General features: G+C 42.2%; 14 protein-coding genes. All 14 read right to left on the bottom strand.

The genetic code is table 11. The features are described 5' to 3' along the window. Window positions 1-576: 576 nt before the first annotated feature. Window positions 577-852, bottom strand: coding sequence for a hypothetical protein (locus Q8J68_RS14780; protein WP_305312275.1), 276 nt, complete (start codon window positions 850-852; stop codon window positions 577-579). A gap of 23 nt (window positions 853-875) precedes the next feature. After that, window positions 876-1,604 carry a hypothetical protein gene (locus Q8J68_RS14785; RefSeq protein WP_305312276.1) on the bottom strand — a complete coding sequence of 243 codons (729 nt, stop codon included), beginning with the start codon at window positions 1,602-1,604 and terminating at the stop codon, window positions 876-878. Window positions 1,605-1,612: 8 nt separating this feature from the next. Next, window positions 1,613-2,218, bottom strand: coding sequence for a hypothetical protein (locus Q8J68_RS14790; RefSeq protein ID WP_305312277.1), 606 nt, complete (start codon window positions 2,216-2,218; stop codon window positions 1,613-1,615). 54 nt (window positions 2,219-2,272) lie between these two features. Then, window positions 2,273-2,725: a Bbp16 family capsid cement protein gene (locus tag Q8J68_RS14795; RefSeq protein WP_370867659.1), complete on the bottom strand. Its 453-nt coding sequence runs from the start codon at window positions 2,723-2,725 to the stop codon at window positions 2,273-2,275. Between the two features lie 17 nt (window positions 2,726-2,742). After that, window positions 2,743-3,762 carry a major capsid protein gene (locus Q8J68_RS14800; protein ID WP_305312279.1) on the bottom strand — a complete coding sequence of 340 codons (1,020 nt, stop codon included), beginning with the start codon at window positions 3,760-3,762 and terminating at the stop codon, window positions 2,743-2,745. Window positions 3,763-3,778: 16 nt separating this feature from the next. Further along, window positions 3,779-4,522, bottom strand: a complete 744-nt coding sequence (locus Q8J68_RS14805; protein ID WP_305312280.1) for a hypothetical protein — start codon at window positions 4,520-4,522, stop codon at window positions 3,779-3,781. A 110-nt stretch (window positions 4,523-4,632) separates the two neighbouring features. Continuing rightward, window positions 4,633-4,773, bottom strand: coding sequence for a hypothetical protein (locus Q8J68_RS14810; protein ID WP_305312281.1), 141 nt, complete (start codon window positions 4,771-4,773; stop codon window positions 4,633-4,635). 11 nt (window positions 4,774-4,784) lie between these two features. Next, window positions 4,785-5,087 carry a hypothetical protein gene (locus Q8J68_RS14815; protein ID WP_305312282.1) on the bottom strand — a complete coding sequence of 101 codons (303 nt, stop codon included), beginning with the start codon at window positions 5,085-5,087 and terminating at the stop codon, window positions 4,785-4,787. 181 nt (window positions 5,088-5,268) lie between these two features. After that, window positions 5,269-6,945, bottom strand: coding sequence for a portal protein (locus Q8J68_RS14820; protein WP_305312283.1), 1,677 nt, complete (start codon window positions 6,943-6,945; stop codon window positions 5,269-5,271). Further along, on the bottom strand, window positions 6,938-7,288 hold the full coding sequence (locus Q8J68_RS14825; RefSeq protein ID WP_305312284.1) for a hypothetical protein: 351 nt from the start codon (window positions 7,286-7,288) through the stop codon (window positions 6,938-6,940). The genes Q8J68_RS14820 and Q8J68_RS14825 overlap by 8 nt, the downstream gene beginning before the upstream one ends. A gap of 20 nt (window positions 7,289-7,308) precedes the next feature. Beyond that, complete coding sequence (locus Q8J68_RS14830) at window positions 7,309-7,707, bottom strand: GNAT family N-acetyltransferase (protein WP_370867660.1); 399 nt, start codon at window positions 7,705-7,707, stop codon at window positions 7,309-7,311. A 344-nt stretch (window positions 7,708-8,051) separates the two neighbouring features. Continuing rightward, window positions 8,052-8,210, bottom strand: a complete 159-nt coding sequence (locus tag Q8J68_RS14835) for a hypothetical protein (protein WP_305312286.1) — start codon at window positions 8,208-8,210, stop codon at window positions 8,052-8,054. A gap of 66 nt (window positions 8,211-8,276) precedes the next feature. Next, window positions 8,277-10,034, bottom strand: coding sequence for a phage terminase large subunit family protein (locus Q8J68_RS14840; RefSeq protein WP_305312287.1), 1,758 nt, complete (start codon window positions 10,032-10,034; stop codon window positions 8,277-8,279). A 500-nt stretch (window positions 10,035-10,534) separates the two neighbouring features. Then, the gene (locus Q8J68_RS14845; protein WP_305312288.1) at window positions 10,535-11,044 is read right to left on the bottom strand and encodes a hypothetical protein; all 510 of its coding nucleotides are present in this window, start codon (window positions 11,042-11,044) and stop codon (window positions 10,535-10,537) included. Window positions 11,045-11,283: the final 239 nt, after the last annotated feature.

Genomic DNA, 11,283 nt, shown 5'->3' on the forward strand with positions numbered 1-11,283 from the left:
GTTAAACTCAACTACCGTTTTCGGTAGCGTCGACACACCCCTTTTCGGTAGCGTCGAATGGTTAAAATCAAATTTAATGCTACCGTTTTCGGTAGTTGTTTGCCCTTTTTTTCGTCTTTTAATGCTACCGTTTTCGGTAGCCCTTATATATATGCCATATCTATCGTCTTTTATAAAGTTTCCAATTCTCTATGAGAGAGTAAATATTAGTTCTTCTATAAAGACCACCCTGTTGTTCTTTTTCTATAAAACCTAATTCCATCAATTGTCTGATCGCACACGAAAAAGTATTCGTTTTCATATATTCTCTTGCCTGCGAATACGGAAATTTCACGGTCGCTTGTTCTGATTTACAAGTCTGTGCTCTCAACAGCAAATAAGCTATTCTCGAAGCGTTAGTAAGTTTCTTAAAAGCGTCACTTCTTAACATCTCCTTTGTAATAAAAACAAAAGGTGGAAGCCTATTTCTTTTCTTCATCTTTACCTCCTTCTCAGGTAATTTAGATGAAAGGGGGGTTAATTGAGAAGGAATTAACCGATTACAGGGTGCGACCCCAACCCTTTCACCACATAAGTTTATGTGCTATCTCTTCTTGCCAACTGGAGGGTATTCATTAACTTAGATTTTCCCCATCTTCTGTCAAATCCTTTTCCCATCGCCTCTAACTCCATTTGTAATTTTTCTATTTCGTTGGCCTCATTAACAGGTTCTACCTTGGAAATTTCAGCCATGTCTTTGAAGAATGGCCGGACTGAGAAGGGGATTTCTTCAATATCATCAACCGTAATTATTTGTCCTTCCTCGACAAGGCTCTCCCAGAAACACTTGTGGGTACATAACCAATTTTGCATAGTTTCCTGTCTCCTCTCTTGCTTTAAATCGTCAATGAAGGTTGAAAGGGCTTCTCAAGTTTTTCGCCTTTCTTTGCATTCTCTTTAGGCCCCAACGGTTGTAAATTGTTCAATGACCAACATATCCTGAAATCAATGTCATCTGGCCTCTCAAAATTAAAAGCTGCGATTGGAATTTTGTGATCTATTACCCAAACCGTTCCATAATTATCCCAGGTCATGCCTGGCTTAAACCTCTTTTCAAGATGCTTCTTCAATTGCTCGATTGTATATCCTACAAGTTCTTCCCAGTGTCGATTGTTCTTTGAAACTTTGAGAGAATTTCTGATATTACTTCTTATTGCATCGTTCAATCTGCCCCTAGGTGTACCTCTTCTTTTTAGAGATGCCCTTTTCCCTAATTCTTTTGCTCTCTCAGGATGATTTTTCCGCCATTGTTTTCCGACCTCTGTGCATCTTACCCGATGGATCTTATGCCATTCTCTGTTTTTTTCAGATAACCTCGCCCTTCCTTCGGGAGTGCTCTTTCTCTTTTCAATTGACCTTTTATAAGATTCTCGTGCTTTATCAGGATTTTTTCTTTTCCACTGTCTGACAATTTCTGCATGTTTTTTTGGATGATCCTTGCTCCATTTTTTGCTTCTTTCAATTTCGCATAATTTGCAAGTATTCCAATGACCATCTTTCTCGCGCTTATCTTTATAAAAGGCAATCAGTTCTTTTAATTCACCACACTTAGAACATTTTTTCACGACTAATCTTAATTCCTTATGGCAATTACTGCATACACCTCAGAAGCTGCATCAATAGCGCCAGCGGTAAAATTTCCAAAAGTGATGGCAACAGTATTCGCCGCAGACGCTCTCACATTCACTATGCCCAATCCTGCTGTATTGGTAGGTTTGTTGATAATCAACTTATCGGTAGTCGCTAAACCAGTTACGGTAAATGTCTGTTCTGCTGTTGTATTTGCTGCCACAGAAGCAGGGTCAATAGTAGACGCATAAACAACGATTTTAGTAATCACGGTTCCCTCACCAAGAGCCAGAGACGTTCCGGTGGCTACACCTAATGCCGGTGTTGTCAAAATCGGACTGGTAAGTGTTTTATTAGTAAGGGTTTGAGAAGCCACTAAACCAACAAAGGTATCTGAAACATTTAGAATTGTCCATGTTCTATCTGCCGTTGGATCGGTTATCGCCAGGAAGGTCTGATGAGCATCATAGGTTGCCCCTTCAAATTCGATAGGTATGGCACCCCGAAAAACGGTTTTCTTTGTAAATGTCGTCACGTCATACATAACAGCTGCATATACAGCCGTAGTAAAGGCAATCAATATTACCATTGTTAGAAATATCTTTTTCATTTTCTATTCTCCTTTTTTGTTAAAAAGGCGGGTTTTTATGCCCGCCTCTCTAAATTACGCTCTATAAGGCGTTACGTCTTCGCTCATAGCACCGAAAACAAGCCCTGCATTGATTTTCCCTGCCGAACCTGTGTGATTGCCTGTGGTTGTGTAAACAATCCGCAGAACTCTCATGACATCAGGTTTAAGCGCGACATTTAACATGGTATAGCCCACAACCAGCGTCGCATTAGGAATAGCTGCCGCAACGCCTATCCCGGTCGGCTTGAAAGTTCCGCCGTCCGTAGCGCAATCGTGCAAAGCAACCGCAATGCCTGTTCCTGCCGTTGGTTGATCCGCTACTGAAACGACAAGGTTAATCTTCCCACTTTCCGGCCCGAATTGCTTCAAGGCAACTCCTCTGTCGTCTGTCAACGCGCCCAGATCAATGTCGTTCTCTGAATTGACAGTTGTCGCATTGGCAACTATGCTTTGAGCATCCGAAAATACTAATTTCTTATCAATCATGTTATTTACCTCCTTTTTTATACGACAACGACTTCAGCGTTCAGAAGAATCGAACTATCCACCTTTCTTATGGGGATTTCGTCAAAAAACATAACAGGCGCGCCAAAAAGCCCGGCGCCCTTGCCAGGACCCCAATGAACATTGTTTTTGTCCTTCATCCTGATTCTGCAAGCAGACATTATAGTCTCGTTCATATAGATGACTGTGCCTGCCGCTATTGCGCCTTCTTTCGTTTGGCCTGACTGGACAATTCTCATCCTGTCGATAAGGGTAATCAGGTTATTCTCAAAGGCTACTGCATCGGCAGTTCCGGAAGGAACATTCGCCACTCTGCCTAAATACCGTGGGTCTCTGACAACAAAACCCCCTTTGATTTTGAAGTTATCCTCATAAACCCTCAGTTTGTTACCGTCTGAATTAACATCCACCCTCTCGCCTAAGTCCGTGTGTATTATCGGATAGCCGTTTGCACTGCCCGGGGCTTCACTGTTTTTAGGATATACAGCAAAAACACCCATCTTGTCCCAACCTACAACATAGATGGAAGTAAGGGCTGCTGCGCCTCCAGCATCAACAACGTATCTACTGAGAGCGTTTAGTCTTGGGGCAATGCCATGAGGTTTCTTAGGTGATGTCTTGTTGTTTGAATAAAGAAAAGCCGAGCACAATTCTTGCGCTAAGCCTTCGATGAAGGCAGTAGCTTCGTCCAGTCTCGCTTGTTTAGGATCGGGCATATTGTTTATATATTCAATATCATAGGCTGCAAACACTTCACAGATGCTTACAACGTCCAGTATCTCGTCAACCTGTGACTTTTTGCCTGATACATATTCATTAAGCCCTCTCCAGGTTCCGGATGGCAGGTTAGCTCTCCTTACTGATTTATGACTCCAGATGTCGTTCGATGGGAAAAACGGCATATCCATCAACAAACTCATCTCTTTAGCCATAATCTCAGCAATTATAGCCTGCCTACCTTCAGGGTCTATTCGTTTTGCTTGTTCAAGCAATGTATAATCTGCTGCTAATGTTGCCATGTCTTTTACCTCCTTGTTATTTCATGCTTGGAAACATTTGATCGAGGACGTCCCCGGTACCGCCAGCGGGAGCGCCTTTGATAAATTTATCGTCTCCTATAAGGTCAAAAAGCTTGCTGAAAGTCCAGATCATCACGGGATCGTCGCCGAAACCGTTTTTTTCCACCCAGTCTTTTACACCTTCCGCGCCGCCAAGCGTTTCAGGTGGACTGGAAGTTTCAAGAAATTTATGGAAAGTGCGAATCGCTTTTTCCGTGTTTTCCTTGTAAGCATCGCCCTTCCATATATCCTTAAGGGTATTGACTGCTTTGTTCCTGTTTTCTTTTACGAATTCGGAAACCTCGTCATGCAGTTTTAGCTCTCGGTTGAGATAAAAGTTATAAAGCGACGCCACCTGTTTAGGAGGAATATGCTCTGCAAAGGCTAATTCCCTGAATTCTTTTTCAAGAACTTCATCATAAACAAACCCCTCTGGAAATTTATCTGGTCTCTCAATCTTGTAACCATCGGGGCTTTCCGGCGCTCCAATGGCTTTTCTAAACTCCGCCACTTCTTCTGGTGTAGATTTTTCTCCCAATGGCTTAATGTAGCTTTTTGACTTCTCAGTAAGATCAAGATGGCCTTTCCCCAAATCAGAAATAGTTTTAAATTGGGTCAAAACCTCATTGCTCTTAAGGTCGTCACTAAGTTGCCCCATCCAAGCAGGTCGTCCATCGTCACCATCTTTTTGACTTCCATCAATATTCAGGTCGTCGTCCATAAAATCCTCCTAAAATAAAAAAGCCCGACTTAAGATTGGCATCTTGCCAACCAAGTCGGGCTTGATTTATGCCCTGAATGCAGGGGTATTTCAGAATCCGATTTCTACTTTTATTTTATTTTTATTTCTATGTATCCGTCTCTTATGCCTCCGTCATTTAAAATCAAAGTAACCTTGCCTGTCAAGTTTTCAAACTCCTTTTTAACAGCATCCTTAAACTCTTGCGACAATTCTATCCGTATCTTATCCATTTGTCAAGATTTTATTCTTCCTCTGTTTCTTCCTTGCTTATCATAGGCAACTTCAAGCAGGCATCAAGTATAGCGTCTGCCACTGCGTCAGAAGTCAATTCTGGATCATCCGAACATCCTAAACGTTCTATAATGGTTTTAAAATAATTGTTTTTGCTTACGGCAATAGGATCTTCCGGCGAAAGGTCGTCATTATAAAAATAACACTCCTTTGCGATACGCCCGAAAACAATCTTTCCTCCCGGAGAACTAAAAACATTTCGCCATGCTTGCCGCTCATCAATGATTTTATCACGTTCTTCTTTGCTAAGCAACCGCGCCCTCCAGGCTTCCCCATCAAATTAAACCCCCGCGAAGTAAAAAAAGTCACGGGGGTATTTTATTTTCTAAGCCGCACCACCACTGAACAAAAAACCCCCGTCATCGTAAACAAACGTTTCTTGAATCCACGGGGGTATTGTGTTCCTCGGTCCTTTCGTAAATTCCTTTTGGCGCTTAACCTAATTCTGCGCCTCCCAATAATTCTTGAAGCTTTTCTATACCTCCAACCATCTTGACCGCCATCGCCAGCTTCTTTAGCACATCCGCTTGTAGGTCAGACTGCATTGACCTAGCCTGTTCTGCCTGCGCCTCAGCTCTCGCCTGCCGCAAGGCCATCATAGTTTCCGGCATGTTTAGACATGACTGCGGGAATCCGCTGGACATAAAAATTTCTTTTACCGTTTCGTCAACATTAACAGCATCCAAAGAATCCGGTGATAGTGTAAATAAAGGCGCTGCAAGCTCAAGCCCTGCTCTAATGCCCTGTGTCTCAAATAATCTTTTTTGAGCTTGGGCAAGCGGCCCCATATAAACCGTATCAATGGTTTTTATTCCAGCCATAGCATAAGACATTAAAACATCGGGCAAAGGAGGCATTCTGCCCGCCTCTGTTTCAATCATATCAACATAATCAATAATTCTATCCAGGACAACAGTCAAGTCCCCGATACTCGCGCTTAAAACAGATGCCTTTTCCCCCATCCGCTCCATGACTTCTCTTGCAGTCATTTCTCTTTCAGCCCTCTCAAGCATCAAAAAAATTTCTACATGAAAATGCTTCTCTATAATTTCTCTCTTCTTTTCCTCCCTGTCAAGGGCTATCGGATACGTGATGCCGGTAGTTACGGGAGTTATTTTTCTGTTATAGTCAGAACCATAATAATTCATGCCGTGGGGAACAAGGCGGACTTTACCCATCATTTCAGCAGGAATGTTGTAAGCGGGATCAACGGACATTTCTCCTGCCTTTAACAATGATTTTGCAATGACATTTAGCCCCTTAATTTCAACCAGGGCAAAAGACGCCGGGGAACGGCCATAAAGTTCGTTGCTGTTTTTGGCATATCTCCAGACCATATAGGGAAACATATTGTAGCCACTTTCTCTTAAAATATTGTCCCCGTTAGACTCAATCCAAATTGAAGCGAATCTTTTATTGATTGAAGATATTTTTCTATCGTCAAAATTCGTCCTCGGAAAAACAAAATGCTGAAATGTAAATTCAGTATAGGGGTTATTTGTTAAAGCATTCTTAATTTTATCCGAAATTATATCTTTTCCAAAGTCTTGTTCCGCCTGCCTCGCCGTCTTCTTAACTTTTCTAAAGAATGTATCAACATTGCCATATTTATCTTCCGCAATATATCCTTCCTTTGGGTGTAAACAGGTAAATACCAATTTCCCACTCGCAAAGTCTTCTTCCACACAAAGAGAAGCCGTTCCAATGCTGCCGCCATCTCTAAAATAAGTCCTCATTTCGGAATAAAAATTGGAATCCTGCAAAGCACTGTAAGTAACGCTTTGCCTATCCTCAAGCCACTGCCTTACTTCAGGATTATCCTCTAAGTGTCTCAAGTGTCTCGGCAGCCTACGGACAAACCATAGCGATGAAGGATTGATCATATAACCATGCAACCCGTCTGCAAACAGATTCAGTGCGTAAACCGCAGTTCCATCATAAATTTTAGTTCCTTGAAGTTTACCTTCCCTGTCCGTTTCCCTTAAATCCTCTCTAATGGGAGCTACATAGTCGGCAATCTCCTGCCATAACGCTTCCCAGGGTTTCCTTTTTGTCTCAAGATACGAAAATCGTCGTCGCAGTTCATGGATTCTTTCTTTTTCGTTAGGCATATAGCTCCTGTTTTCCCAGTGAAGGAAGTCCCAGACTTCCGAAGTCGGTCAAAATCGTGGCTTTTCTCCCTGTTCTTCTGCGTGTCAGCAATCGTTCTAACACTTCCCTTTCCATAACTTTCTTACCTTTTTCTTTTGCCTCCAGTTCTGCAAGCTGCTCTTTCTGGAACTCGAACATTTCTTTTTGCAACGCATAAGAACGCTCTGCTGCCCTGGTGGCACCTTTACTACCACCTTTACACAATGCTATTTTGCCTGCATATTCCTCGCATTCAAGAGAAACCCCTTTGTATCTCTGATTTTTTTCATTCCATTCAAATTCTATGCGATAATAAATTCTCAAAATTACCTACCTCCGGTTCCTTAATGATTGCCAATTTTCTCTCTTATAATGCCACCAAGTATACAATCCATGAACTTTCCTTCAACTTTTTCAGATTCCTTTAATGTCTGAAATCCTGAAAAACCAAGCCTTTTCATTAGCCGGATAGCCGCCCTATTGCTTGCTCTCGTAACCCCGTAAAGCATCTTAAGGCTATGTTTCTGAAAATAATACGAAACCACGGACTGAGAAACGTCAATTATATCCGTAGGTAAAAGAGCTTCCCTCCTGGTAAAAACGGCCACTGAACCCATGTTGTCAGACACATGTTCTAGATAGCAACAGCCTACAATTTCTTCTTTGCCATTTACACCAACGAGCACGTCTTTTGCTTCCATTGTAAGGTATTTTTTAAACTTGTCAAATGTTTTTATTTCCATGTCGTCCGCAAAATAATTCGGATAGTCTTGTAAAATATCCCACAATGCTGGAATATGACAATCCTTCAGGGGAACAATCGTTAAAAACATAATAAAACGCTATAGCTGCCCTTATATCAGCAATAAAATGATTAAATATAAACTTAAAAATGCCAGAAGTGCTGTTGGTGTATCTACAAAACTTTTTTCCAATAATTTGTTTTGTTTTTTTGCTGTTAAATATTCTTGGTATTGCATACCCAGCAAGACACAAACAAGCATAAGAAAAAATAGATAGATAAATAAAAACATAACAAATCACTCCAACGGACAGGCAAAAGCGCCTGCCACTGACCTTGTCGTTATCACTTTTTTTCTTTCCTCTTGTGGATTTCCCCCATAAACACTGCTTTGTTCAGCACGCACAAATAACGGTATTCGTCCTCTTTGCATCCAAATTTCTTGCCCTTTACTGTGCGAACCCTGCCGCCTTCACGGAGGCATTTAAGAAAATTAGACGGCATAAACTCTCCTTCTTATAAATACTATAAAACGGAAAAGCTCATCTGTCAAGTTACTTTTCTCATCTTTCATGTGGACAGGTAAAGAAACGGATCGTATGAACCTGCCTTCTCGTCTGCCAAATAATCTTCCATATAGCCTTTTTGACTATCAGCAACCACCCGAACATCACCGCAAGCTATTATAAAATAATTCGTGGCATGATAGTAGTGGTCATCGCCTAACTTTTTATAAACGTAACGCCTTGATCCAGTCAATTCATCTTCCTGTAATATCTTTGCAGTATTTGTCATTTCAAGCGCATACTGTTCAATTTCGGCATTTCTACGAGGAAACTCGACCTTGCCTGAAATAATTAAATTATGCACGGCATCCATCGTTTCAGTCCTTCGGACAGTTACAAGACCATCCTTTTCGTCCGTTCTTCTCGAAGTCTTCAACCTTTCCTGGTAATCGCAAAGGTAAACTCCATAAGGTTCCGATTTCCTGAAGTCCCTTGCCTTCCGGGTCTCGGGCTCCATATCAACCACTGCACACTTGACATTAAACCGCTTTGCAACATCATGAACATCTTCAAAAGAATCTACCCTGTTGAGATACACAATCCTATACCTGCCATCGCCCCTTGGATGGCCAACCACTACATGAAGCTTTGCCCCAACATCAACCCCCATAGCGCAAGTGTTATGAGACCCCAAAGAAAACACTTCATTTCCACAGCAGGCAAATATATCGCTTTTCTTTAACTGGTCTTCCACTGAAATATACGCCATGCCAAGCTTAGAGTTATAAATCTCCGCAATGTTCCCATCAGGAGGATTTTTAAATAATTCAAGAATCGTTCTGGGATTAACGTATTTGGAATTGAGCTGGCTAATCCACCAACCAACAAGGTCATTAGATTTTGAAGGACTTTGAGCGACCCATTGGCCATCACGGGGATATATTTCGTTCTTGCACTTTCTGCAAATCCTTATAACTTTCCCATTTATTGTTTCAAGCAGACATTCTGGAAATTCCAGCTCAAGGCATGTAAGCTCGTTGCACTTGCCACATTTAATCATCCACACTCTTTTGTCTGAGTTGTCGTAATTTTTGTCGATTCCGTAGTCAGGAATAGAAGGAGTCGAGAGACTAACCTCCTCTTGCAACTCCGAATGTGAAAACCTCTCTAATGCAAGCTGTATCATAAAAGGGGACATCTCATCTTTCTCGTCGAAAACAATAGAGTCAACAGGAATACTCTTGAGCGCAGACGACGTTTCCTTGATGCCTTCTATCTTCTGCGAAGCCCTTGCGCCCCTCAAATACAAAGTGGAATTGCCTATTCTCTTGATGTTCGCCGCATCCGTATCACCCACGAAACGCCCTATCTGATGAGGATTGTTAGCTAATATCGGCTGAAACCTGTCCTTTGAAAAATCCGTCACATCATCCCTTGTCGGAAATAAATACAATACACCTTGCTTATATTTTCCGTAAATCAAACCATGTAATCGTTTCAATACTACAGAAGTTGTTACCGCCATCTGGGCCGCTTTCTTAAATACTTGCTTCGGAAAATTGCAGTGAAACCAATCAACTTGATACTGATGACCCTCTAACTCATAATCACCACTTGCCAACTTGATCTTTTCATGCACAAGCCAATACCAAACATCTACCTGCCTGAGCAATTTCTTTTCCCGATCCATTTCTATGGATTGATTGTCCTGCTTTTGAATCCTGGAGCTTACCACTTTTACTCCCCGTAAAAAGAACCGTCCCTTAAAATTTGAGGGACATATTAAATTCAGGGGACATGAGACTACCACCTCTTCCCCCATCAAATTAAACCCCCGCGAAGTAAAAAAAGTCACGGGGGTATTTTATTTTCTAAGCCGCACCACCACTGAACAAAAAACCCCCGTCATCGTAAACAAACGTTTCTTGAATCCACGGGGGTATTGATAGGAACGCTATCTAATCCAACCCTCTTCCTTCCCTTGTAAGTACACCCCCCAATCCTTCCGACTGGTGCATAACGTAGGAAATGATGGCCGCACTGTCTCGTATGGCGTCTTCCCGTCTCTCCCATGACACCAACACCAATCCATTTCATTGTATGTAGATAAATAAGCATTGCATATTGTACATCTTCTCTCCATCTCTTTTACCCCTTTCTACAAAAGCCCTTTAATGTGGTTATGTGCTGAAGTGAAGATATAAATTTCTTCATCACCCCCACCGCAACCCCCCCCCCACCTCTCTAGAAAAAAGAATGCTTATTGGCTGCGTAACACACCTTACTATATTATGTAAACTTGCGTGCATTCTCTTGATATTATTAACTATTCTCCCCGTCCCTGATAGGTGCTGGCAGCTCCTGCATTGCCCGCCTGCTCATCGCAACGGCAATGTCCTGAATGCGAGCCTCCTCATCCGTGGAGATATGTATCAGCACATCAGGGGTCCGCTTACCCTCTAGGTCTTGTCGTGCCTCCCATAACTGCCGGAAAGCATAGGCTAAATTATTAAGAGAAGCCTTGTCCCTTTTGCCCTCTTTCATCATATCAAATAATAGGGTTTTTTCCGCTGATGTTAGAAACGGCACCCTATTATCTGCATATGCTTTAACTTCTTCGGGGTTTTTAAATAATTGCTCATACGGCTCAAGCGCTATTTGTACGGCCTGGGCGGTACATCCTTCATCCATTTGATCCGCTATGAGGTGATAGGGTAGGGCATGTCGGAATCTGAGTTCTACTGCTTTGGATAGGTCAATTTTTCTCGATAGCGACAGACTGCGGTCTAGTTTTATCGGTTTAGTAATTGGGCATCTGGTTACTTTGGGCATTTTTCCTCATTTCGGAATTTTGGGAGGCCCAGCCTAGAAATCGGCTTACTCAGAGGCTGCAGGAGGGGTGATCGTGATGTGGCCTTTATGATTGTATGGTTTTTTTTGGTGGTCATTTTGGACCTCGGGACCTTTGGGGTCTTTCGATTATATTAGATATGTTGGGGCGCTCAAGCCATACGGCTGACGCTCGGGAGGACACACGGCGGTAAGTTCTCACGCCCCCGGAATAATGCTTA

Origin of the sequence: Methanolobus sp., assembly GCF_030682845.1 — an archaeon.
In the GTDB taxonomy this organism is placed as follows: domain Archaea; phylum Halobacteriota; class Methanosarcinia; order Methanosarcinales; family Methanosarcinaceae; genus Methanolobus.

Excerpts from the sequence above, each read along its gene's own strand:
- Q8J68_RS14790 (WP_305312277.1), bottom strand. The coding sequence starts at position 2,218 with ATGAAAAAGATATTTCTAACAATGGTAATATTGATTGCCTTTACTACG.
- Q8J68_RS14820 (WP_305312283.1), bottom strand. The coding sequence starts at position 6,945 with ATGCCTAACGAAAAAGAAAGAATCCATGAACTGCGACGACGATTTTCG.
- Q8J68_RS14835 (WP_305312286.1), bottom strand. The coding sequence starts at position 8,210 with ATGCCGTCTAATTTTCTTAAATGCCTCCGTGAAGGCGGCAGGGTTCGC.
- Q8J68_RS14810 (WP_305312281.1), bottom strand. The coding sequence starts at position 4,773 with ATGGATAAGATACGGATAGAATTGTCGCAAGAGTTTAAGGATGCTGTT.
- Q8J68_RS14800 (WP_305312279.1), bottom strand. The coding sequence starts at position 3,762 with ATGGCAACATTAGCAGCAGATTATACATTGCTTGAACAAGCAAAACGA.
- Q8J68_RS14840 (WP_305312287.1), bottom strand. The coding sequence starts at position 10,034 with ATGGGGGAAGAGGTGGTAGTCTCATGTCCCCTGAATTTAATATGTCCC.
- Q8J68_RS14780 (WP_305312275.1), bottom strand. The coding sequence starts at position 852 with ATGCAAAATTGGTTATGTACCCACAAGTGTTTCTGGGAGAGCCTTGTC.
- Q8J68_RS14805 (WP_305312280.1), bottom strand. The coding sequence starts at position 4,522 with ATGGACGACGACCTGAATATTGATGGAAGTCAAAAAGATGGTGACGAT.
- Q8J68_RS14795 (WP_370867659.1), bottom strand. The coding sequence starts at position 2,725 with ATGATTGATAAGAAATTAGTATTTTCGGATGCTCAAAGCATAGTTGCC.
- Q8J68_RS14845 (WP_305312288.1), bottom strand. The coding sequence starts at position 11,044 with ATGCCCAAAGTAACCAGATGCCCAATTACTAAACCGATAAAACTAGAC.
- Q8J68_RS14830 (WP_370867660.1), bottom strand. The coding sequence starts at position 7,707 with ATGGAAATAAAAACATTTGACAAGTTTAAAAAATACCTTACAATGGAA.